Origin of the sequence: Acidaminococcus hominis (assembly GCF_022484025.1) — a bacterium.
Taxonomy (GTDB): Bacteria; Bacillota; Negativicutes; order Acidaminococcales; family Acidaminococcaceae; genus Acidaminococcus; species Acidaminococcus hominis.
Genome location: NZ_JAKVMG010000001.1, coordinates 2,471,308 through 2,495,715, shown reverse-complemented (window position 1 = coordinate 2,495,715; position 24,408 = coordinate 2,471,308). Strand labels below are relative to the sequence as shown.

Genomic DNA, 24,408 nt, shown 5'->3' with positions numbered 1-24,408 from the left:
CTTACTGAACTATTTTTTGTACTTCACTGCTGACCTGGTCGGTAATATCATCGGCGCTGATATTGGCCCGAGGGTTCCGGAAAATCAGCGTGTATTTCCGGGTCAGGTTGATTTTCTTGATGGCGCTGAGGATGTCGCTGTCGATATCGTCCTTGAGTGCCTGTTCATCGCTTTTCTGCTTTTGGATCTGTTTGTCCATGGAGGCCAGCAGCTTGTCCAGCTGCTCTTTCCCAGGAGAGGCCGCAAGGCCCTTGGGTCCCAGTTTGAAACCGGTTTGTTCCTGGATTACCTGGTCCGCCAGCTCTTTGGCGTAAGCCTGAAGCCGGGCCTGGGAAGCGGCAATGTCCGCCCCCAGCTTCTGCTGCAGCCAGGCTTCCTTCTTGGCATTCACTTCGTCCAGATCCTTCTGGCGTTTGGCCAGCAGTTCATCCTGTTCCTGGAGGACCGCCTTCTGGGCTTCCTCGGTCATCTTGATGCTGCCCAGCTTCAGTCGCAGGTTGAACAGGGGAATGCGGTATTTTTCTTCCACAGCCTCCCGGTCCTGCTTTACCTGGGCTTCTGCCTCCGTCTCCAGGGCTTCCCGCTTTTTTCGGAGCAGGTCGTTTTCCTGGGACTGCTTTTCCGCCATTTTGGCAGAAATCTGGGCCCGCTTGAACTGGTCGGCTCCCAGATTCTTGATGTTCTTCATTTTCCCCAGGAGTTCCAGCTGCTGGCGGCCATTTTCCATCTGCCGCTGCCGCAGCCATTTGGCTGTCTCCAGCGTTTCCTGCTGATGCTTCCATTCTTTGTACTTGGGATGCTGCTGGACCAGTTTATCCCAGTCCACCACCGCAAAGCGGGGTTTTTCCTGCTCCCAGGGCAGTTTTGCCTGGGAAAAGCCACAGCCGCCCAAAAGCAGAAGCCCTGTCAGCAATAGACCGATCAGCCGGCGCATGAGACATTCCTCCTATCTTCGGGGTGGGATTATTTACCCTTTTTCAGCTCAGCCTGTACATCGGCGGTAACATCTACGCCGCCGTACACCACTGCGCCTTCGTTGACGATGACGGTCAGGCCTTTGGTCTTGCCTACAGCCAGGATGGCATCATTCGCTTTCTTTTTCAGAGGTTCTACCAGTTCCTTCTCCTTGGCTTGGAGCTTTTCCTGGGTTTCCTGCTGGAGTTTCTGCTTGTCGGCATCACTCATATCCTTACTCTTTTCCTGAAACTCCTTTTGGCTGTCCTGCATTGCCTGCTGCATCTGCCGCTGGGCATCATCAATGCCGGGTACGGCGGACATCACCTGGTTGTAGTTGATCTTGCCAATGGCGGAGTTCAAGGTGCCCGTGTCCCCGCCCAGGTGACCCTGTACGGCCAGGACAAATACACCGACAACCATAATGGCTGCAATTACCAGTGAAATCAATTTCACGGTTTTCTTATTGGCCAATTCCATCATTTTCCTATCCCTGCTTCCTTATTGCTGCAAATTTGTTAGAACGTACCGCCAAAGCTGAAGTGGAAGCGGCCGCCTCTATTATCTCCATCCAAACGATAGCCGTAGTCCAGTTTGATGGGTCCTAACGGGGAGTTGATCCGCAGGCCCAAACCAATGGAGTGCTTCATATCGCTCAGGTCGAAATCAGTTTCATCGTAATCCTTGCTCCAGGCATACGCCGTATCCGTGAAGAACACGCCCTGTACCTTCTTGATGATGGGATACCGGAATTCCAGGGAGCCCTTCAGCATGCTGTTGCCCTTGAACTGGTCATCCTTGTAGCCGCGCAGGATATCGCTGCCGCCCACCGCAAAGCGCTGGGACAGGGGCATATCCCCGTTGGCGTAGCCGGCGCCCAGGTTCAGGGCCCAGACGTAATCCTTGCCCATCCGGTAGTAGTAGCGGTAGTCGGCCTGGTACTTCTCAAAGTTGAAGTCTCCGCCGAAGTTGGCCACTTCCACAGAGTAGGACGTACGCTTGCCTTCTCTGGGATCGTAGATGTTGTCACGGGTATCCAGAATCCGGGACAGGGTAATGCTCCGGGTGCTGCCGAAGTTCCGTTTTCTTCTGGCTTCAGCTACGGATTCGCCCTGGCTTACGCCATCATCGATGCCTTCGAAGTACTGGTGGTTGTCATACCCATCCACCGGGCCCTTGTACTTGTCGTCCCGGTTTTTCAGGGTGATCATGTTGGTGATGAATTCGTTATCGGTTACCCGGCTGAAGAACAATTCTTCGCCAATGCGTTTCTTGTAGTAACGGGCGATTTCGTTGCCGTCCCGGTTGTAATCGATGTATTCGTTGGTCATGTTGTAGAACGTCAGGCCAGCGGTGGTTTCCTTGTCGTCGATCCAGGGTTTCACGTAGGAAACTTCGAAGTTGGACTTGGTTTCGGAGTCGCCGCCGAATTCCCAACGGGCGTTGACGCTGTCGCCGATGCCCAGGAAGTTCTTGTCGCCGATGCTGACCATGCCCAGGAAGCCGTCGGCATCACTGTAGCCGGCGCCGATGCCGAAGGTACCGGTGCTGGTCTCCACCACAGAGATTTCCACGGATACGGTGTTGGGCATCTGGCCCGGGTTCAGGCGGATGTTCACGTCTTCAAAGTAGCCCAGGTTGTAGATCTTCTGCATGCTCCGGCGCGCCAGTTTGGCATTGAAGGGTTCACCCTTCTTCATGCGCATTTCCCGGATGATGACGTAATCCTTGGTCTTGGTGTTGCCCTTCACCCGGTAGTCTTCAATAACGCCTTCGCTGACCTGCACAATCAGAGTGCCGTTATCCAGCATCCGCACATCGCTGACCTTGGCCAGAATGTAGCCCTGTTCGCTGTAGAGGCTTTCCACCTTCCGGGCGCCAATACTTACGTCCCGGGAGTTTAATACCTGGCCGATGGGCAGGTTCAGAGCCTTTTTGATATCTCCCGTGGAGATTTTTGTATTGCCTTCAATTTCCAGGTCCTGAAGCACAGGATTTTCCTGGACCTGGTACGCAATCTGTACCCCTTCCGGCACTTTGGTGAACACCGGCTTCACATCATAGAACCAGCCGGTTTCGTAAATGGCCCGGACATCGTCCTGGAGGGCTTCCTTGGTAAACTTGGTGCCGGCGGGCATTTTCAGCACATCGGTGAGCTTGGAAGCGTCCTCGTGGGTGTTGCCAGTAAAGGTTACCTTGGTCACCGTTTGGCCCACGTACGGGTCGGAGGCTTTGGCCAGGGCATCATAGCGGCTTTCCTGGCTGTTGATGTCGTAGTCGGACAATACGGACTGCTGCAGGATGCTGCGGCCGGGAAGCTGCTTGTTCTGGGCTTCCTCAATTTCCTTTTGCTGGGTGGCCCGGGCCTGTTCCTGCTCCTGGTCCGCTTCCTGCTGCTGCCGTTCCTTTTCCAGTTTTTCCTTGCCTACTTTTTCAATGTAGGTTACGCCATTGCGGCGTACTTCCCGGTAACGGGGTGCATCTTCGTCCGCAGCCTTTTGGGTATCGGTTGTGCCCGTTTGGGATTGCGAATTCTGTGCCTGCTGCCCAGCGTCCGGCTGTTGGGACTGAGTTTCCTCGGCCGTGCCGATTTCAATTTTTCCCACTTCCTGGTCAGTTTTGGTTACGGTCTTATGGCCGGTCAGATCGATGACGGAGCCATGGGACTCCTGTGCAGCATATGCTGGTGTGGTCAGTGCCAGTGAAGCCAGAACTGCAATGGACAACTGCCGCCAGTTAACATGATTCTTCATAACTTACCCCCTAAATAGGTGCTTGGCAATCTATAGCTACCATACGCCCAGGTTACATATCCAGTTAATTATACATTTTATCGGTAGATATTTCCAGTCCCGGAGAACAGAACTCGCTGTTTTCTCCGGGACTATTTTGTAAATTTTTCTTTTTTTGAGTGTGACACCGGGCTTTAGAACCGGGTATGGTACTGTACGCCATACCAATGTTCCTGATCCTGGTTCACCGAGAAGCTCAGGTTTACCTTCTTGGCAATGTAGTATTCCGCAAAGGTATTGTATTCTTCCCCGTCAAACCGGGTGGTGTAGCCCACCTTCAGTTTGTTACCGAAGTACTTGCTTACCAGCACGTTGTACTCCCGGCGGTCCTGGAGGTTGGTTTCATTGGCCCGCTGGGCATCCAGGCTGAAGCCGATGCCGGTCTGAAGGTTGCCGCTGTAAATCCGCAGTTCATCCAGGCCCAAAGCGTCCTTAATGGCGTCTTCCACGTCGGCCAGATAGGTGAGCTGCAAGCCCGCATCTACCAGGCTCTGGACATCTGCGTTGGTCAGGTCCGCGTTATCCGTCTTCAGGGTCAGGAAACGCTTCAGGGTATCCTCGTTCTGGGGCGGGTCACTGGACAGATGAATTTGCAGGTCATCCAGGCTCAGGGGGCCGCTGGCCTTGGCCAAGATGTTGTACTGGCCAAGCCGGGTAAAGGCAGTGAGATCCAATACCGGGATAAAGGTGCCGGGCATGGGCCAGGTCAACTGCCCAAAGCCGATTCTAAAGGGCGTTCCCAGGTATTTCAGGGTGCTGCCCTTGTTCACCGTGATGCTGCTGCCATTCATATAGGGATTTTCCGTGGTGCCGGTGGCGTGGATCTTGCCTCTGGCATGGATATCAAAGAAGGAAGCGTTGTACAGGTGCAGGTCGTCCCCCAGATCCACGGTCACATCCAGGCCCAGGTTGGAGCCGCCGCCGGACAGGTCCGGAATGGAGCTGATGCCCAGGTAGATTTCCTCCAGCTTGAAGTCCGCGGTCACAAAGGGCATGGCGTTCTTTTGCTCCACGGTCAGGTTCCCGTTGATTTTCCCCCGAATCAGGGAGGAGTCGGGCTCTACGTCCTTGACCACAGCCGTCAGCTGATAGGGCTTGCCGGAGGTATCGTGGAGCTGGTAGGAGCCGGACGCGGTAATGCTGCCGTTCTTGCCCACGGTGGTAGAAAATTCCTTCAGGGTAATGGTGTTGCCGGCAAACTGGGCATGGAATTTCATATTGTCCAGGGTGCTGTTGATGCGTTTCAGCTTCACCGTGCCATTATCCATATCGATGGAGCCATTTACCGCATAGTTTTCCAAGGTGCCGGTAATGGCCACGTTGCCGCTGGTAGGGCCTTCCGCCCAATCCACGTATTTGGTCAGGGTGGGCAGGATGGCCAGGTTGCCGTTATCCAAATGGACATCCAGATTCATCTGGGCATGGGGGTTCTTCCGGTCCTTCGGGGCCCGCAAAAGGTCCATGGGGAAGGTACCGTAGGCACTGACCTTGTACACATCCCGCTGAATCAGGAACTGTTCCAGGCTGAACATCTGGTCCCGGAGGGTAACCATGCCGTACAGGCTGTCAAAGGCCACGCCGTTGACGCTGCCTCCGTCCAGTTCCAGGGAGAAGTTGCCCTTGGGGTTATCCAGCGGGCCCTTTACCTGGGCGGCGATGTTCATTTTGCCGGTAACGTCCGGGGGATTATTGGCAAAGGCCACCGTTAACAATTTGGCGCTGGCGGCGTTGGTGGCCAGTTCCAGGTCAACGGTCTTCTTGCGCAGGTCCACATTGCCCTGGGCCGCCAGAATGCCGCCCTGGGCTTCTGTGGCCTGAAGCTTGCGAATCTGCCAGTTGCCGTGGAGGGTGTAGATATCAAAGTCCGCAGCGCTAAAGGGTACGCCCCGGACCTTGCCGTCTTCCACCTTGCCCTTGATGGTCATGCCGGTACCCCGGCCTTTGGGATTCAGTTCAATCCGGCCGGACAGGTAGCCGTCAATGTCCAGATTCAGGCCGCCCATTTGCAGCAGGCTCCGCACATTGCCCCGCTCCACATCTGCCGTCCACTGGATCAGCCGCTGGTCAAAATCGAAATAGGCCTTCAGGGAATAGTCCCCGCCGGTCTTTTGCTGGAAGGTACCTTGCAGGGAATTCACATGGCCGCCCTGGCTTTGGAAGGACAGGGCAAGGCCGGTAAATTCCACGTTATTGATGAAAACCGAGTTAGAGGTGAGAACCCCCTGGAACTGGGGATTGGTGTAGCGGCCGGTAATGCTGCCGCTGAAGTTCACCAGGCCTGACAGGCTCACCTCGTCCTTAAACCAGGGCAGCCGCAGGAGATTGAGGTTCCGGGCATCCAGGCCCAGATTCAGCACCCCGTCCCGAGTCACGGTCCCTGCAAAGGCAGCAGTACAGGACAGCGCCTGGAGCTTAAAGTTCTGCAAGTTCAGGACCACGCCGTCGTAGGTATAGTCCCCGTCCACTTCATCCACCAGGAACTTGTTCACAGACCCGTCGTAGGCATGGACATGGCCGTGGAATTTGGGGTTGGACAAGGGTCCCTGGACGGTAATGGTATTGGTCAGGTTGCCGGTAATGGCAATGGGCGCTTTGGCCAGGGCCGCCAGGGGTTCCAGCCGAATGCCGGTGGTAGTCAAGGTGGCATCCACTACCGGATCTTCCGGTTTCAGGTCCAGGGAACCGTCCAGCACATGGGTACCCTGGTCCATGAGAGCTTCCACCTTATGGAAGGACAATTTCTGGTCCGCCCAGTTCAGGGCCCCATGGACTTCCTGGATTTTCAGGCCCATAAGTTCTGCGTCCTTCAAAGAGAAGGCGCCAAATACCGAGGGGTTGGCCGCAGTGCCGGAAGCCGTCAGGTGGGTGGACAGCTTGCCGCTGCCTTCCTGGCCCGCCAGCCGCAGCAGCGGGGTAATAGGAATATCCGTAAGGTACAAATCCGCTTTCAGAGCCTCGCCTATATAGGAACCGGTACCTGCCAGGGCGCCCCCTTCAGCCGTATAGCCGGACAGCCGGGTTACCGCAACATCGCTGCCGGTAATCAGGGCATCCACCGCCAGCTGGTTCAGGGAAAGCTCGTTCCACTGGAGGGCCAGGTCACTGCTTACGGTCTCCAGCTTCAGGGTGCCGTCGTTGTAGCTGCCCTGGGCGTACAGGGTACCGTTCAGGCCCAGGCTTCCAGCCCGGGGCACAAAACTGCTGAGGTCAATCTGCTGGGCTTCAAAGGAACCAATGCCGCTCTGCTCCTTCCAGTCGTAGGACGCATGAATCACCGCCCTGCCGCCGCCCACTTCTGCGGACGCACCGTTTACTTCTATTCTCTGGCCCTGAATGGACAGGGGCAACCGGAGCTGGGTCAGGGTATAGCCCTGTACGGTCAGGGCGTCACTGGTAAGCACCCCGTCTCCCAGCAGGTTATCCTTGTCCCCGTTCAGGGTAATCTCCGCATTTACAAGGCCCTGGGCCGGCACTTCCACCGGCAGGGCGGACAGATCCAATTGCCTTACCTGCACGGTCAGGCGCTGGGCCTTGGGATTATCCATATCCGACAGGTCCACAGAACCCTGGAGATGGGCTTTCTGGCCGTTTACCGTGGCATCCAGGTCGGAGGCTGTCAGCTTCAGGTCTTCAAAAGCTACATCGCCGCTGGCCGTCAGGTCCAGGGGGATATCGTTATAGGTATAGGTAGCCTGCACCTGTCCCAGGGTACTCTTCCCGGACAAATGATTGCCGTCCTCAGTGCCCGTCCAGGTAATGGACGTATCCGTTACCTGGCCTTTCAGCCCGGTAAGGGGCAGCAGGTGAGCCGCCAGGCTGCGGAAATCATCCAGCCGCAGCAGACCTGTTTCCATGGTAATCTGGCCGTGCCGGTCCGTATCGATGGTGCCGGTGACCTGGATGGTCTGGTCCTCCTTGGTAAGGGCCATCTGAATACCAAACACCGGATTCCGGGCCGGGTCCACTTCGCCCTCCACGCCCATGGTCCACTGTCCATAGGGCATCTGCACGGAAAGTTCCCCATCCCGGATGGCTACCTTGCCCTTAAAGTCCGTACTGGAAGACTGGCTGGGCTTTAATAAGCCTGCCACGTTCCATTCTTCCTGGTCGTTTTGGACCAGGAGCAGCCGGGGCCGTTCCAGGGTAATATGGGTAATGGTTCCCACGGCCCCGCTGCCTCCCAGCAGCTTAAAGGGATTCAGCTCCAGCTTCAGAGCCGGAATCTGGGCCACCAGGTCCCCCTGGGTGGTACGCAGTTCCACATCTTTAACGGTAAAGGCCAGGTCCGGACTGACTTCCACCGTGCTCATTTGCAATTGTCCGTTGATATATTCGGCAGCAGTCTGCTCCACAAACGGGATTGCCCGGTTCAGTCCTGCGGGAAGGATCAGTTTCCACAGAAACAGATATACGCCAAGCAGGATCACAGCACAGACGAGCAGCCATTTTGTTTTCTTGGCCCGCATCTGCATCCTCCTGAAAAATCAGACATTGTTTACCCTATAAGTATAACAGACTCCGCCAGAAAATAAAAACACCACCTGCAAAAGTCCACAAATTTGTGGCTCATGCAGGTGGTATATTATTCCGTTAGTCAGGCTGAAACCACTGCGGCAGCACTGGGACCGCAGGGTCCAGAGCGCAGAAGTGATTATTGGTTTTCGACAGGAACACCCATGGACTGCTCCAGGAGAGCCGTATTGGTGTTGTAGTCATACAAAGCCTGGATATAGTTGTTTTTGGCGGTGGTCAGGGAAACGGAAGCATCCATTACGTCCGTGTTGGTCCCCACACCGGCCTGGTACCGCAGCTGGGCAATACGGTAATCTTCTTCTGCCTGGGCAACGGCCACTTCCGTGGTCTTGATCCGTTTTTCGGCTTCCCGCATGCTCAGGTAGCTGGTCCGTACGGCCAGGCGCACATTATCGGTAATCTGCCGGTAGCTTTCCTGGGCCTTGATGATGTTGGCCTTGGCTTCCCGTACCTTGGCGGCGGTTACGCCGTAGTCCCAGATGTTCATGCTCACCGTAGCGCCTACGGCCCAGTTGTTCTTGTGGCTGCCGGGGAAATTATCATCGCTCCATTCGTTGGAAGCCCCCAGGGTCAGTTTCGGCAGGTTGCCAGCGTTGGCAATCTTTTCGGCAGCTTCTGCCATTTTCACGGAAGCTTCTGCCTGGTGGATTTCCGGACGGTTGGCCATGGCGTAGGTTACGCAGTTGTCCAGGTTATAGTCATTGGGTTTGTATTCCAGGCCCTGGCTCAGGTTCAGCCGGGTAGCTGTGGGCAGGCCAATTTCGTTGTTCAAGGTGGAAACCGCCACTTCATAGCTGTTCTGGGATTGGGTCAGGGTCTGCTGGGCGTCCACCAGTTCCACCTGGGAACGGAGTACGTCAGCCTTGGCCACCACGCCTACAGCGTATTGGGCCTGGGTGTTCTTCAAATGCTCGCTGAGCCGGTCCACGGTTTCCTTGTCCAGGGTTACCGTATTGGCGGCCTGGAGTACATCGTAGTAGTCCTTCGATGCGTTGTAGCGGGTGGTCTGGTAGGAACTGTCCATGCCGTATTGGTAGTATTTCAGGTTTTCCTTGGACTGGTCAATGGCGCCTTCCAGGGAACCACCGGAATAAATAGGCACGGAAATGCTCACTTCGTTGGTATGGGAATTGGCGAAATGAGGCCGCCCGGTAGTGGTCTGGTATTGACCGCCCCGGCCGCTGTAATGGTTAAAGGAAACAGTGCCCCAGCGAGCCCCTTCTGCCTGGTCCTTCTGGGCCTTGGCCGCATCCAGTTCGGCAGCGGAAATCTTCACATCGGAATTGTTTTCCAGTGCCATGCGCACGGTTTTGCCCAGATCCAGATTGACGGTCTCCGGAGCCGCTGCGCCCGCAGTATGTAGAGTAAGCGCGCTCATAATAGCCACACTCAGTAATAATTTCTTTGTATGCAAGTGCTTCACGTTTATGCCCTCCTGTTTTTCCTGACTACTTAGTCAGCCTTATTTATTATAAACAGTAAGATTTTTAAAGTCAATTGAGAATCTGCTTAGAAATGTGCCCGAAGGCCCACATAAGCGGTCTCAGAACCGTTGTCCAGCACATCCAGACTCTCGCCCAAGAGGGATAAATTGGGGCTGAAGGCCCATTCTGCGCCGACTTTCAGTTTGGCATCGTCAAAATCGTAAAAATCTGTGAACAATTTAAATTTGGGGCTCAGGTTCCAATCCATGCCCACACCAAAGTCCCCTTCTATAACTCCGGCCCGGCCCAGCATAAATTTGTTCAGCCGTTTATTGTAATGGAAATCCAAGCGGTCCCGGTCCCCGATATCGGAAACTCCCAGGTAGACAAAGTCATCCTTGTTGAGGGGCAGTTTGGCGCCCATATCCGTGCGCCATTTACCTTTTTTGTCCCCGTACAGGACATCGGCCTGGAGCTGGGCATCGGAAACCATGCCCAGAATCTTATCCGCCTTTTCCGAGGTGGCCTTGGCGTGATGGACCGTTTCCTGGAGCTCTTTCTTCATCTCCGGGTCGGAAACCACACTGTTCAAGGATTCTGCCGTCTGTTTGATTTTCCGGCTGGCATCGGCCATATTGGCGGCCATAACGGCCACGTTTTGGCCGGTGGCCCCATTGGCATCCGCCTGGGTCATAATGCTGTTCATATGCACGGACATATCCCGCATCTGGGTAACCATGGTGTGGATATCTCCCTGGTTCTGCTGGGACATTTCAGCCAGGGAACGGGTGAAGTCGTTCAGGTTCTTGGCCACTTCCCCGGTCTGGACAAAGCCCTGGCGCATGGATTTCTGCACGTCCTTGTCCCCAAACACGTTGCTGAAGGCATCCACCACCACTTCCAGCTTATCCAGCACCTTGCCGGAGGTATCCATCATCTTGCTGATACCGCTGGACTGCTGGCCGGTAATGGTTTCGCCCGCCTTAAAGCTCAGCCCGGTAGCGATTTGCGGGGGTGCAATGGTTACAAATTTGGTGCCCATAACCCCGTCCATGCCGATGCTGAACTGGGAATTGCGGGGGATTTTCTGCTTCTCGTCCAGCTTCATGACCACCTTGACCTTGGAGCCGTCCACCACAATGTCTTCCACCTTGCCCACGGGCACCCCGGCGAACCGGACTTCGTTGCCTGCCTTCAGGCCATTCACATCGTCAAAAATTACATTCAGTTTATACGTTTTGCCGGCAAAGCTGAATACTCCCAAAAAGGTCAGCATCAGCGCCAGGATCACCAGGCCGCCCAGGGTGACGGCTCCGACTTTTACCTCATCTGTTTTCATCATTTGCTCCCTTCACCGGTATCTTCATAAATATCGCTGCGGATAAATGCCCGCACTAGCGGCTGCTGGGTCCGCTTGGCCTCGGACACCGTACCGGAAAATACAATGTGGCCTTCGCTGAGCATCAGCACCCGGTCCGCACACAAGAAGGCGGAAGCCATGTCGTGGGTAACCAAAAGGGAGGTAATCCCCAGCCGCTTTTTGGCTTCCAAAATCAACTGGCTGATGTTGGTGGCCATAATGGGGTCCAGTCCCGCTGTTGGCTCATCATAGAGAATGATATCCGGCTGCAGGGCCAGCGCCCTGGCCAGCCCCACCCGCTTCTGCATCCCCCCGGACAGGGCTGCCGGGTACACATGTTCGTTGCCGCTAAGACCCACTGCGGCCAAAAGGGCACTGACCCGCTGCTGAATGGCGTCTTCCTTCAGCTTGGTGTGCTGCCGCAGGCCAAAGGCTACGTTTTCGCTGACGTCCAAAAAGTCGAACAGGGCCGAATACTGGAAGACCATGCCCATATGCTGGCGCAGGGCATTCCACTGCTTCTCGTCGTAGTTTTCCACGTTCTTGCCCTGGATTACCACGTGCCCCCCCTGGGGTTTCAAAAGGCCAATCAGCAGCTTCAGCACCGTACTTTTGCCGGTGCCGCTGGGGCCGATCACCGCCAGGGTTTCGCCCTTTTTCACGGAAAAGCTGACTTTGTCCAGCACCACCTTAGGCCCAAAGGCCATATCCACTTGTTGAAATTCTATGATGGGTTGTTCCATGTCAGCCTCCGTTTACGTACAAAATCACGGACAGGAAATAATTGCAGATAAAAATCAGGATAATGGACAGCACCACGGAAGCCGTGGTAGCAAGCCCTACGCCTTCGGCGCCCTGCTTGGCCGTCAGGCCCTTGTGGCAGCCGATGATGGCAATGATGGCACCAAAAAAGGTGCTCTTGATCAGCCCGCCGATAATATCCCAGGGCTCAATGAAGCCCTGGATGGAATCCAGGAACATCTGGGTGCTGATGTCCGCATAATTTTCTGCCACAAACCAGCCCCCGAAATCCCCTACCAGGTTGGAATAGACCACCAGGATGGGCATCATCAGGATAATGGCAATAAAACGGGGGGCCACCAGATACTGGACCGGACTTACGGCCATCACCCGCAGGGCATCAATCTGCTCGGTCACCTTCATGGTGCCGATTTCAGCGGCAATGGCAGCGCCGATCCGGCCAGCCACTACCACCCCGGTCAGGATGGGGGCCAGTTCCCGGCCCATGGCAATGGCCACAATGCCGCCTACGGAGTCAGCCGCCCCAAAGCGGACAAATTCCTTGGCTGTCTGAACCGACATGACCATGCCCGTACACAAAATGGTCATCCCCACAATGGGCAGGGAGTCCGCCCCCAGTTTGCCCATTTGGCGCACCACTTCCTTGGGGTCCGCCTGGCGCACCAGGGCGCAGGTCTCCAGAAACAAATTCACTACGCGGCCGGTGCGGGCACACAGATCCAGCATTTTCCGGCCCACCCAGCGGCAAAGTTGTTGTATCCCCATAAAATTCTCCTTAACACTGTTACAGCTTGTCAATTGATATACAGAATATTATAACCCATTCAGGGCAAAAAAGGAAAACAGAAACAAGTTTTTTTCTGTACGGCTTCTCAGCCGCACCACAGCAGGGATTTTCCCCCTTCAAGAGCTGACTGTACAGTCAGTTCTTGGCCAAAAACAGGGCGGATTCTCCCATCCAGGGACAGGAAATATCCGCCGCTGCGGTTTTGTTATTTGCCCTTTACCCGGGCCGTAATAGTGGCTTCCCCACTGATGATAAAGTCCATGGGGAATTTCTGCTTGTACTTGCTGCCCCGCAGAATGCCGCTGAGGGAGGAACTGGTCAGCCCCATTTCCTGCTGCTGGTTCTTCCGGCTGGAAGGGCCATAGCTGGGCATCAGGTCCACAATTACTTCGTTGTTGGCATCCATGGTATTGAATTCATCAATAAAGTCCTTCAGTTTCCGCTGAGGCTGCTGGGTCATGGGATTATCCTCGGTCACCAGCTGATCTCCGTCATTGTTATTTTTCTTCTGCTGGCTGGAAATGGCCCGGGTCACCCAGCTGGTGGCATTGCCGCTGCGGACAATCAGGGTCATGGGCCCGCTGGGCTGCTTATCCGGCACCTTGAAGTTGATGGTCCGAGTAATTTCTTCTGCCCGGTAGGGTTTAAAGGTTACGGAAATAGGCAGTACGTCTCCGGGAGCCACTGGCTTCATAGGGATGGAAGCGCCTACCAGCTCTGCCACTTCGCAGCTGGCCGTGGTTTCCACATCCACGTTGACATCTTGGATGGTCACCTTGTTGAACCGGTTGTTCATCAGCATATCGGTGGCGATGTTCAGCTCGGAATCCGTCAGCTTGCCAATATCGGAAGCACTGTAGAACATATTTTCCCGGCGCAGCTGGATGGGATTGTCCTGGTCGTCCTGGGCCGTAATGGTAAAGCGGATTCGGGAGGTGCCGCCGCCCTTTCTGTCCTTGGCCAGGCTCACCGTATTGTAGGTAACCCCGTCCACCAGGGAGGGCACCAGATCCTCATCGGTTACCAGCTGGACATTGGTGCTTTTGTGCACGCCCCGGTCCTTGTCGGTTACGGAAACATACATGGGAATGATGTTGGCGTTCTGCCCCTCTAGGCCCGCTACACCCACCAACCGGTCCTGGCTGATCCGGCCCAGGGTCTTGCCCAGGGTGCCCACCTTAAAGGCACTCTGGATATTGGGCACGGAAGCAAAAATCCAGGCATTGGTCATAAAATAGTCGGAAGCCCCATGCTGCAGGAAGGGGTGCCCAAAGGCCAGTACCCGGCCCTCATCGTCGGTCCAGGTTACCGTGCCGATGGCGCCGATCACCATATCCCCCCGTACCAGGGAGACCCCCACGGAACTGCCCGGCTCCAGTTTTACCTGGTCCAGGTCCGCATTTCCCGCAGGCACGGCGTAGGAAGTCAGCCCAAAAGGCTTCAGCCGTTCGTTCAGGTAGCTGACCCCGTCCGTGGTAAAGCCGCTGACCATAAGCGGCGTGCCCTTGGCCAGGCTGGGCTGGCCGGACTGGAACACAGAAGGCCGGGGGTCCGGCTGGGCAAACAGCTGGAGCATTTCGTCAATGGGGGTAAGAAAACAATAATTGGGGTCGGAAAAGGCCTGGCCGTAGGCCACAGCGCCCGCCAGCCGTCCGTTGATGTACACCGGACTGCCGCTCATGCCCTGGGCAATGCCGCCGCTTTTTTGCAGCAGGGGCCCGGAGGCCTTGATCAGGATATTATAGCCGCCGGTTTCCGTACCGGTGACCCCCAGCACCTCCACATCGAAGGTTTCGATTTTGGCACCTTCAATGACGGTTTTGCCGTAGCCCGTCATGCCGGGTTTCAATTCTTCCACCGCAATGGTAGGAATGGCAGCCCACACCAGGGACGCCAAAGCAAAAACCCCTGTCAGGGTCAGAATCAAGATGCGCTTCCAGTTCAAAACGTGCATATGCCCTCCATACAGGTAAAGACCGGCGCCGAAGCGTCGGTCTTTTTCGCTAAGTCTTACGGTTCGATTTCAGCAACCACTTGGTCCGCCGAAACTTGTCCGCCGGGGGCTACACTTACCGAAACAACCTTTCCGCTGCAATTGGCTCTGGCGGCGGGTGCCGTCCCTGCCAAAGTCTTTACGGTAACCAGTACCGCCCCTTCCGTTACCTGGGCGCCTACGTTCACCGTACTCACCACCTGACCGGACAGGCTGCTTTTCTGGGGCCGTCCGCCGGCGGCCTGGGCAATGCCAAAGGCCAGGAGGGCGATCATCAAGGCTGCCGCCCATATCTTCTTGCTTTTCATGAATTTATTCAACATGATCAGCACCTCGTTTCTCTATAGTGTACCAGTATTATATACCGAATGGCCATTCTTATGCAAGAAGTGTCACTTCCGGAAGAAGCCCAACGCCACCCGAACCGGCCGTTCTTCCCCATCGGAAGGATCATTCATCACCTTGCCATTGACCACCATTTCACTGGAGCCGCCGCCGTCAAAATTCATGGCCCGGTCGGCCCCCAGGCTCACAAAATAGCGGGCAAATTCCGTCAGGCTCATGCCGGCGCTGACGTCGGAACGGCCGTCCGCCACCACTACCAGCACCGTGCCGTCCTTTTTGATGCCCACGCCCGTCCGGGGCGCCCGTCCTTGGGCAATATCGGGGGCAATCTCCTCCTGGGCAGCGGTTACTTCCACCAGCCCGTCCCACACCAAAAGCGGCCCTGCAGAGCCCACCGAAGGGGCTTCATCTGCCCGGGCGTTCCCCAGGCTTTGGGTTACGGTAAGCTGCTCCCCTCGGCGCAGACCGTTAAGGAACCGGGCCCCCTGGCCGTTTCCGGACAGGACGCTGTAGCCGGCAGTAAGCGGCATATCCCCCCGGGAGCTGATGGCCGTTACCCGGCTGTTGCCGTTGAGCTGCACCTCGGTACCGTAGGAATTGGTATCCGTGGCCGTATCGTAGCCATCGTTAAACAAAATCAGTTCATTGGACAGCCGCATCCGGTTCACCGCACTGATGGGCATACTGTTCCCTTCCTGGTCCTTCACCACACCCTGGTAGGCCAGTCCCGTTTCAATGGAAGGCTGTCCCTTGGCGTCAATCACCAGACCCGTTCTAGGCGTAGTTTCCGAAGCCAACCATTTGTTCTGGATTTTCAGGTTTCCCACCACCCAGATATCACTGTCAAAATAGGAGGCGTTCACCAGGCTTACTGCCCCGGAACGGCGGGCAATCATGGACAGGGTACCCTTTTGGATGGTTTTTCCGTAGCCCGGAATAAAGTCCAGCTTAAATTCGCTGTTAGGCGTCATGGTCAGTACATAGGTACGCACATTCCCCGCTCCCAGATTTACGGTGCTCTGCTTGTAGGTCAGGCCCTTGCCCAGCCACTGGGAAGAGCTGGACCAGTTGGCCGCAGCAGGGTTCTCGTCCCCGGGAGCCCGGGGAAAATCAATCACCAGTCGTTTGGGCCGTCCTAAAGCAAAAATCTTATACTCCGGTACCGGCTGCCGGAACTCAATGACCAGCTGGCTATCCTTTCCCTTGGGGGAAAGCGTGGCCCGTTTCACCCGGGGATCCCGGAGCCGTACCATCTGGGTCCGCTCTGTATCCCCCTTGAAATCTATAATCAGCTGCCGGCCCGAGGTGCGGGCCGTGTATTTTACCGTTTTGTCCAGGCTCAGCACGATTCGGGCCCGCTTGGGGGTAACCCCGCCCCGCATGGCCTCAATATCCGCTGCCTGGGCGCCCAAGGGCGCACCCAGCAGAAGGCCGGCCAAAAGCAGCCGCCCCATCCATTTGGTGTACCGTTTCTTCACTTGTATGCCTCCTAAGACAAAAGGTGCTGCCGCAGCAGCACCCCAAAATTGTTTTCATTATTCCTGAAAGGTAAGTCCTTCGTCCAAAGCCCGGCCTGTTCCAATGGCCACACAGTCCTCCGGCCGTTCTGTCACCCGGACGGGCATCCGCAGCTGCTCGCCCAGCACCTGTGCCAGGCCGTCCAGCTGGGCGCCTCCGCCGGTAAGGACCATACCCTGGGCCAGAACATCCGCCGCCAGTTCTGGCGGGATTTTTTCCAGCGCCCGATGGATACAGGACAGCACCATTTCCAGGGCTTCCTGCATGCCCCGGGCCGTATCCCGGGAGTCCAGCCGCAGGCTGGTGGGAAGGCCGGTAATCATGTCCCGGCCTTTGACAATGAGATTGCCCCGGGCCGCAGCCGGATTCACCGTGCCAATTTCCAATTTGATTTCTTCCGTCAAAGCATCCTCCACCTGGATATTCAGGTGGTTTTTCATATATCGGGACAGGCTTTGGTTAAAGGCCTGCCCTCCCAGCCGCAGGGAAGCGGAGCTGACCAGCTGCCCCATACTGAGCACCGCAGCTTCCGTGGTTTCCGCCCCAAGGGTCACCACCAGGCAGCCCAGGGGTTTCTGTACCGCAAGGCCCGCCCCCAGAGCCGCCGCTAACGGCTCCTCCAGCAGATAGGCCTTGGACGCACCGGCCTGCATGGCAGCCTCCGTGACCGCCCGGCGTTCCACGCCGGTGGCGTCCGTAGGCACGCACAGCATTACCCGGGGCTTGAAGAACAAATTCCGTCCCACCACCCGGGTCAGGGCCGCCTCCAAAAGAGCCTGGGCCCCGTCAAACTCGGCAATGACCCCGTTTACCAAGGGCCGGATTACCCGGATATGGGGAGAGTCCTTGTCAGCCATAGCGGCTGCCTTGGCCCCAATGGCCACGGCTTTTCCCTGCCTGTCATCAAAGGCAACCACGGAGGGTTCCCTTAGGACAATGCCCCGGTTTTTCATGTATACCCGGATATGGTAGGTCCCCAGATCAATCCCCACGTCTGTCTGATGCAAAAGACGGGAAAAGAAACTTCTCTCCATCCGTTTTCTCATACTTCCACCTTACTTTGTCCGCTTGATATCGGCTCCCAGCTTGGTCAGCTTTTCTACCAGGTTTTCGTAGCCCCGGTCAATGTGATGGATATCCGTCACTTCGGTGACTCCATCGGCCACCAGTCCGGCCAGCACCATGGCAGCCCCGGCCCGCAGGTCGGTAGCCCGCACCTGGCAGCCATACAGCTTGGGAACGCCTTCTACCAGGGCAGCCCGGCCGCCGCTGGTTTTGATATTGGCACCCATGCGCAGCAGTTCATCTACGTGCATGAAGCGATTTTCAAATACTGTTTCCAGAACGGAGCTCTGGCCCTTGGCAATGCACATCATGGCCATTACCTGAGCCTGCATATCCGTAGGAAAGCCCGGATAGGGCAGGGTTTTGATGGTGATGGGCTGCAATTCCTTAGGGCCCACCACATGGACATCGTTGATGCCTTCTTCTACAATGGCTCCTGCTTCCCGGAGTTTGGCAATCAGGGGCTTCAGATGTTCACACAGAACATTTTCTACCTTGATATCCCCTTGGGTCATGGCGCCGGCCACCATAAAGGTACCTGCTTCAATCCGGTCGGGAATTACCGTGTGTTCCCCGCCCTTCATGCTTTCCACCCCGTCAATGCGGATGGCAGTGGTACCGGCTCCCCGGACCTTGCCCCCCATCACATTGATGTAGTTGGCCAGGTCCACGATTTCCGGTTCCTGGGCAGCGTTTTCAATGATGGTGGTGCCTTTGGCCATGGAAGCCGCCATCATCAGGTTTTCCGTAGCGCCTACGCTGGGAAAATCCAGATAAATGGTGGTGCCCACCAGACCGTTGGGCGCCGTAGCTTCAATATAGCCATGGCCCTGCTCAATTTTTGCACCTAGGGCTTCAAAGCCCTTCAGATGGATGTCAATGGGACGGGTGCCAATGGCACAGCCCCCGGGCTGGGAAATCTTTGCCCGGCCTACCCGGGCCAGCAGGGAACCCATCACCAGGAAGGAGGCCCGCATGGTGCTTACCAGTTCATAGGGAGCTTCCCAGCTGGTAATCGTCCGGCTGTCAATCTTTAGTGCATGAGGCTGGGGATGGGTAACCTTCATACCCAGACATTCCAATACTTTACAAATGGTGGCTACGTCTTCCAGTTCCGGCACTTCCAAAATGGTACTTCCTTCCGTACCCAAAACTGATGCCGCAATAATCGGCAGCACGGCATTTTTTGCCCCGCTGACCCGCACCGTTCCCTCTAAACGATGCCCACCTCTTACAACCAATTTCTCCACGCCTTGTTCCACACCTTTCTTACATCTCTTACTTGAAATCACTTGCTATTGAGGCCCATCTGTTTGGCATGCCGCGCTTGCTGCGTGCTCAATTGTTCATCCAGGCGTAATCGCATTTCATGCTGTTCTTTATAAGTCTCCGCCTTCCGCTGGGCTTCCAGTTCAGGATGCGCTTCCAGCTGCTGACGGTGTCTTTCCTTCCACAAAGCCCGGGCCTGGTCCGCCCGCTGCTTTCTCTGCCGGGACCGTTCCCGGGCCGCAGCTTCCCGCTGCTGCCGCTTGGACAGGGCCTGATGATGCTTCACCTGTGCCCGGCGGATCAAATACACCAAAAATACCAACGGCGCCATTAAAAAGGTGCCGATAATCCAAAAGTTCCGGTGCTTCATGGGCAGTCTGTGGCTATCCACATAAACAAACCACGTGAGCAGGACAGTAATCAATAAAATGATAAAATTGTGCAATCCGTACGGCACCTCCCACCTCGAATGTCTACGGTACTGCTGGCCACTTTTCGCTCGCTAATTTTGTAACTAAAATATTATACCATACCTGTACCTGTTTGCGGAAACAAATGGCAGGAACACCCTAAAAAAACAAGAGCCGTGGACAAAAGGAAAAGCCTTTTGTTCCACAGCTCCCGTTTTAAAAACGTGATGTATGCATCCGCAGGCGGTCAGCCAAAATATTGTAATACACTTCTTTTTCCTGAATGGTCTTGCGTAGTTTCTTTTTCTGCTCGTCCGTACTGGCTGCAGCCAATCTTTCATTGAGTTCAACCAATTCCAACCGCAGCTGCCCCATTTTACTGGCAGCCATTTTACTGATGAAGTCCATGGCGGCTCCCCCTCTCCTGCCTGCCGCATCCGTCTGCAAATGAGCTTACATCTGTGTTACTCGCTAATGGGATAGGGCTTCACTTTGCCAATGAGAGAAGCCGTCTTCAGCCGGGCCTCAGCCCGCCGCAAGATTTTTTCCGTCTGTTCAATATCGGTCAGGGCATCCGGGTGGTCCAAACGGGCCTGGGCTTCTGCCTGGACCGCCTGATAATGGGCCACATCGATGTTTTCCGCATACTGGGCCCGAGGCGTCAGGATGGTAACCACGTTATCCTTGACCTCGGCGAAACCACCTTCCACGTACACCAGGATCACCTGGCTGTGGGCGTCCTGGAGTTTCAGCGTCCCCTCTCCCAAAACGGCAATCAGCGGACCATGGTTGGCCAAAACGCCGATGCCGCCGTTGACTGTATTCAACAACACATAGGAAATATCCTCTCTACGGACCAATAATTTATCCGGAGTCAGGACTTCCAATTTCATTAACTTGGCCATATCATTCGCCCTTCATTTTCTTGCCCTTGGCCACAGCCTCGTCAATGCTGCCTACCATGTAGAAAGCGCTTTCCGGCAGGTCGTCATGCTTGCCTTCCAGGATTTCCTTAAAACCTTTGATGGTATCCTGTAAGGAAACGTACTTGCCGGGCTGGCCGGTAAACTGTTCTGCCACGAAGAAGGGCTGGCTCAGGAACCGCTGGACCTTTCTGGCCCGGGACACGGTGAGCTTATCAGCCTCGTTCAGTTCTTCCATACCCAGAATGGCGATGATATCCTGGAGCTCCTTGTAGCGCTGGAGGATTTTCTGCACGCCCCGGGCTACCTGGTAGTGCTCCTGGCCAATCACCAGGGGGTCCAAAATCCGGCTGGTGGAAGCCAAAGGATCCACGGCCGGGTAAATGCCCAATTCCACGATTTCACGGGACAGTACCGTAGTTGCATCCAAGTGGGCAAAGGTTGCTGCCGGCGCCGGGTCCGTCAGGTCATCGGCAGGTACGTAAACGGCCTGCACGGAGGTAATGGAACCGGTGCGGGTGGAGGTAATCCGCTCTTCCAGGCCGCCGATTTCGTTGGCCAGGGTGGGCTGATAGCCTACAGCAGAAGGCATACGTCCCAGCAGGGCGGATACTTCAGAACCGGCCTGGATAAACCGGAAAATATTGTCGATGAACAGCAGCACATCCTGGCCGCCTACATCCCGGAAATATTCGGCCATGGTCAGTCCCGTCAGCCCTACTCTCATACGGGCTCCCGGGGGTTCGTTCATCTGGCCGTACACCAGGGCCGTCTTGTCGATAACCCCGGATTCCTTCATTTCGCCCCACAGGTCGTTGCCTTCCCGGGTACGTTCCCCTACGCCGGAGAACACGGAAAAACCCCCGTGGTTAGTGGCGATGTTATGGATCAGTTCCATAATCAGCACGGTCTTGCCTACGCCGGCGCCGCCGAACAGACCAATCTTGCCGCCCAGGGAATAGGGGGCAATCAGGTCCACGACCTTGATGCCGGTTTCCATGATTTTCGTTTCTGTAGCCTGGTCAGCCAGACTGGGAGCCGGCCGGTGAATGGGCCAGTAGTCGGCAGCGTCCACCGGGGTGGGATCGTCGTCCACGGTTTCCCCCAGCACGTTGAAAACCCGGCCCAGGCAGCCCTTGCCTACAGGAACGGTAATGGGCTTGCCGGTATCCAGGGCATCCATGTTCCGGGTCAGGCCGTCGGTAGAGCTCATGGCTACGGCACGGACCACATCGTTGCCAATATGCTGCACCACTTCTGCGGTGAGCTTGACATGGACGTCTTTAGACGCCTGGGCATCAATGGTGATGGCATTATAGATGGCAGGCAGTTCCTTGTCCGGGAAACGGATATCCACTACAGGACCCATGACCTGGACCACTTTCCCCACATGACCTCTGGTCTTGGCGGAAAGTTTGGCCACTGCCGCGTCAATTGCATTCTTATTTTTTTCAGACACGATGGTGCCTCCCTTATTTCAAAGCTTCTGCACCACCGACAATTTCGTTGATTTCGGTGGTAATGCTGGCCTGTCTGACCTTCTGGTAGTAGACCTGCAGCTTGCCCAACAGGGTTTCTGCGTTGTCCGTTGCGGTGGTCATGGCCGTCATCCGGGCGGCCAGCTCACAGGCGGAGCTTTGGATCAGTGCCGTAAAGATCTGGCTGCGCATATAGTAATGGGCCAGGTAGGACAGCATTTGTGCCGGTTCCGGCTCAAAGAGCAGGGTGGTAAAATCGCTCTGGTCCTGGGTATCCCATACTTTTACGGCATCCTCTTCTGCCTTGTCCCCAGCCTTGGGCTGCAGGGGCAGGAGAGGAATGGTCCGGGGCAGCTGCACCATGGCGGATTTGAAGTAGGTGTAGATGATGTTCACCTCATCCACTTCCCCATGGGTAAACATGGCCTCCGCGTAGTCGGCGATTTCTTCCGCCGCCTCAAAGGTGGGCTTTTCGGAGAAACCGTTCCAGCTTTTGGCGATGCTGTAGCCCCAATGGTTCAGGCCAATCTGCATCTGCTTGCCCACGGTAAGCAGGGGGGAATCTTCCTTGCCCCGGAGCTCTACGCCGGTAAACTTGACGATGTTGTTGTTAAATGGACCGGCCAGGCCCTTGTCGGACCCCATAATGATGTAGGCCGTTTTGTACACCGGACGTTTTTCCAAAAGCGGGTTCTGGGAATAGTCCAGGTGCGCCATCACGGACGGGTCACTAAGGGCCAGCTGCAGCAGGCCGCGCAGCTTATCTGCGTACGGCAGGCTGGCATTGGCCCGCTGCTGGGCCTGGTGCATCCGGGCCGACGCCACCATCTGCATGGCGCCGGTAATCTTGCTGATACTGCCCACGGTTTTCATATGGGCTCTAATGCCGCTGGTGTTTGCCACTGGGCTCACCCTCTTTCAGGGGCAGCAGCGCTGGGTACAGCGTCCGGATTGGAAGGTGCAAACAGCTTGCCGAATTCGTCCAGGGCTTCTTCCAGCTGCTGCTTCAGGTCATCGGCCATTTTCTGTTCCTTGGTCAGCCGGGTCAGGATAATGGCGCAATGGCTTTCCATATAGGTCAGCATTTCATGTTCATACCGGGTCACATCTTCCAGAGGCACTTCGTCCAGGAAGCCGTTGTTTACGGCATACAGGGAAATAACCTGCTGGGCCATGCTCATGGGATGGTACTGGCCCTGCTTGAGCATTTCCGTTACCCGGGCGCCTCTGTCCAACTGGGCCTTGGTGGCTTTGTCCAAATCGGAACCGAACTGGGCAAAAGCGGCCAGTTCCCGATACTGGGCCAGAGCCAGCCGCAGGGTACCGGCCACGGATTTCATGGCTTTGGTCTGGGCTGCGCCGCCTACCCGGGATACGGACAGGCCGGCGTTGATAGCCGGACGGACACCGGAGTTGAACAGGTCGGTTTCCAGATAAATCTGGCCGTCGGTAATGGAAATTACGTTGGTGGGAATATATCCGCTGACGTCCCCGGCCTGGGTCTCAATAATGGGCAGAGCCGTCATGGAGCCGCCGCCGTGGCGGGCATTTCTCCGGCAGGCCCGTTCCAAAAGCCGGGAGTGCAGGTAGAATACATCGCCAGGGTAGGCTTCACGTCCGGGGGGACGGCGCAGCAGCAGACTCATGGCACGGTAGGCCACTGCGTGCTTGCTCAGGTCATCATAGACAATCAGCACATCCTTGCCCTGGTCCATGAAATATTCCCCTACTGCGGCACCGGCATAGGGTGCCAGATACTGCATAGGTGCCGTATCAGCAGCGGTAGCCGCCACAATCAGGGTGTAGCCGGCAGCCCCGTACTTTTCAAAGGTATGGGCCAGCCGGGCCACAGAAGATGCTTTCTGGCCAATGGCCACATAAATGCAGATAACGTTCTGATCCTTCTGGTTCAGGATGGTATCGATGGCGATGGCCGTCTTGCCGGTACCTCTGTCCCCGATAATCAGTTCTCTCTGCCCCCGGCCAATAGGTACCAGGGCATCCACGGCCTTGAGGCCGGTCTGCAGCGGTACGTCTACAGGCTGCCGGGCGGCAATGCCCGGAGCGGGAGATTCAATGGCATGGAACGCGGTGGTTTTGATGGCACCCTTGCCGTCCAGGGGCTGGCCCAGCGGGTCAATGATCCGGCCCAGCATTTCGGAACCCACAGGGATTTCCATAACTTCGCCGGTCCGGCGCACAATGTCGCCTTCTTTAATCTTATCGGCGCCGCCCAAAAGCACGATACCTACTTCTTTTTCCCGCAGGTTCTGGACCATGCCGTAAACGCCGTCCCGGAGGGCTACCAATTCGCCGCTCATGGCGCCGCCCAGGCCGCTGGCGGTACAAATACCGTCGCCCACCTTTTCGACCACGCCAATTTCTTCCAGGTCAACCTTATCTTGATACTCTTGGACCCCTTTGGCCAGGGAATCCGTTATGCTTTGGGACGCATCCAAATCCTGGTTGCTCAGGTGGATGGCCTTCATGATGTTGTCCATCTTTTCCAGCTGCCGCTTCATGCTGGCGTCAAAAATATGGTCGCCATACTGCACCAGCACACCACCTACCAGCTTGGGATCCACCTTTTGGCTGTCCAAAATCACCGGCTTGCCAAACTTCTCGGCCAGCAGGCTTTGGAGCAGCTTCACTTCCTCAGCCGACAAAGGCTGTGCCGTACTGACTGTGAGCGGCAGGATGGATTGCCTCTCAAACAGAGCCTTGTCATCGTCAGTGAGGGTCACGCGATCCAGGATCTGTTTCCACAGAGCTGCCTTATTTTCACTGTTCATAGG

The 24,408-nt window shown here is 56.1% G+C and carries 19 protein-coding genes; all 19 read right to left on the bottom strand.

All coding sequences use genetic code 11. The features are described from left to right. Window position 1: 1 nt before the first annotated feature. Window positions 2–934: an outer membrane chaperone Skp gene (locus LKE88_RS11285; RefSeq protein WP_118286883.1), complete on the bottom strand. Its 933-nt coding sequence runs from the start codon at window positions 932–934 to the stop codon at window positions 2–4. A 29-nt stretch (window positions 935–963) separates the two neighbouring features. Then, window positions 964–1,437, bottom strand: a complete 474-nt coding sequence (locus LKE88_RS11280) for an OmpH/Skp family outer membrane protein (RefSeq protein WP_276803603.1) — start codon at window positions 1,435–1,437, stop codon at window positions 964–966. 35 nt (window positions 1,438–1,472) lie between these two features. After that, a complete protein-coding gene (locus LKE88_RS11275; protein WP_105326961.1) occupies window positions 1,473–3,707 on the bottom strand; it encodes a BamA/OMP85 family outer membrane protein in 2,235 nt (744 codons plus the stop codon). A 173-nt stretch (window positions 3,708–3,880) separates the two neighbouring features. Continuing rightward, the gene (locus LKE88_RS11270) at window positions 3,881–8,212 is read right to left on the bottom strand and encodes a translocation/assembly module TamB domain-containing protein (RefSeq protein ID WP_105326960.1); all 4,332 of its coding nucleotides are present in this window, start codon (window positions 8,210–8,212) and stop codon (window positions 3,881–3,883) included. 185 nt (window positions 8,213–8,397) lie between these two features. Next, window positions 8,398–9,702, bottom strand: a complete 1,305-nt coding sequence (locus LKE88_RS11265) for a TolC family protein (RefSeq protein WP_231086073.1) — start codon at window positions 9,700–9,702, stop codon at window positions 8,398–8,400. Window positions 9,703–9,788: 86 nt separating this feature from the next. Next, the gene (locus LKE88_RS11260; protein WP_231086074.1) at window positions 9,789–11,045 is read right to left on the bottom strand and encodes an MlaD family protein; all 1,257 of its coding nucleotides are present in this window, start codon (window positions 11,043–11,045) and stop codon (window positions 9,789–9,791) included. Beyond that, on the bottom strand, window positions 11,042–11,806 hold the full coding sequence (locus LKE88_RS11255) for an ABC transporter ATP-binding protein (protein ID WP_105326958.1): 765 nt from the start codon (window positions 11,804–11,806) through the stop codon (window positions 11,042–11,044). Before LKE88_RS11255 ends, LKE88_RS11260 begins: the two co-directional genes overlap by 4 nt. 1 nt (window position 11,807) lies before the next feature. Then, window positions 11,808–12,590: an MlaE family ABC transporter permease gene (locus LKE88_RS11250; protein WP_105326957.1), complete on the bottom strand. Its 783-nt coding sequence runs from the start codon at window positions 12,588–12,590 to the stop codon at window positions 11,808–11,810. Between the two features lie 227 nt (window positions 12,591–12,817). Beyond that, complete coding sequence (locus LKE88_RS11245; RefSeq protein WP_118286882.1) at window positions 12,818–14,566, bottom strand: SpoIVB peptidase S55 domain-containing protein; 1,749 nt, start codon at window positions 14,564–14,566, stop codon at window positions 12,818–12,820. Window positions 14,567–14,622: 56 nt separating this feature from the next. Next, a complete protein-coding gene (locus tag LKE88_RS11240; RefSeq protein ID WP_105326955.1) occupies window positions 14,623–14,928 on the bottom strand; it encodes a hypothetical protein in 306 nt (101 codons plus the stop codon). A gap of 69 nt (window positions 14,929–14,997) precedes the next feature. Beyond that, entirely contained in the window at window positions 14,998–16,428 is a 1,431-nt protein-coding gene (locus LKE88_RS11235; protein WP_231086079.1) for a phosphodiester glycosidase family protein, read from the bottom strand. 57 nt (window positions 16,429–16,485) lie between these two features. Next, complete coding sequence (locus tag LKE88_RS11230; protein WP_233547557.1) at window positions 16,486–17,475, bottom strand: rod shape-determining protein; 990 nt, start codon at window positions 17,473–17,475, stop codon at window positions 16,486–16,488. Window positions 17,476–17,523: 48 nt separating this feature from the next. Beyond that, complete coding sequence (gene murA, locus LKE88_RS11225) at window positions 17,524–18,783, bottom strand: UDP-N-acetylglucosamine 1-carboxyvinyltransferase (RefSeq protein WP_105327436.1); 1,260 nt, start codon at window positions 18,781–18,783, stop codon at window positions 17,524–17,526. 38 nt (window positions 18,784–18,821) lie between these two features. Then, window positions 18,822–19,193 (bottom strand): hypothetical protein, encoded by a 372-nt coding sequence (locus LKE88_RS11220; protein ID WP_146109058.1) that lies wholly within the window; start codon window positions 19,191–19,193, stop codon window positions 18,822–18,824. Window positions 19,194–19,428: 235 nt separating this feature from the next. Beyond that, the gene (locus LKE88_RS11215) at window positions 19,429–19,620 is read right to left on the bottom strand and encodes a hypothetical protein (protein WP_105326952.1); all 192 of its coding nucleotides are present in this window, start codon (window positions 19,618–19,620) and stop codon (window positions 19,429–19,431) included. 56 nt (window positions 19,621–19,676) lie between these two features. Further along, complete coding sequence (gene atpC, locus LKE88_RS11210) at window positions 19,677–20,117, bottom strand: ATP synthase F1 subunit epsilon (protein WP_105326951.1); 441 nt, start codon at window positions 20,115–20,117, stop codon at window positions 19,677–19,679. Window position 20,118: 1 nt separating this feature from the next. Further along, window positions 20,119–21,558 (bottom strand): F0F1 ATP synthase subunit beta, encoded by a 1,440-nt coding sequence (gene atpD / locus LKE88_RS11205; protein ID WP_255419938.1) that lies wholly within the window; start codon window positions 21,556–21,558, stop codon window positions 20,119–20,121. Window positions 21,559–21,607: 49 nt separating this feature from the next. Continuing rightward, a complete protein-coding gene (gene atpG / locus LKE88_RS11200; RefSeq protein WP_276803597.1) occupies window positions 21,608–22,525 on the bottom strand; it encodes an ATP synthase F1 subunit gamma in 918 nt (305 codons plus the stop codon). After that, window positions 22,522–24,405 (bottom strand): F0F1 ATP synthase subunit alpha, encoded by a 1,884-nt coding sequence (gene atpA / locus LKE88_RS11195; RefSeq protein WP_105326948.1) that lies wholly within the window; start codon window positions 24,403–24,405, stop codon window positions 22,522–22,524. Before atpA ends, atpG begins: the two co-directional genes overlap by 4 nt. Window positions 24,406–24,408 lie beyond the last annotated feature (3 nt).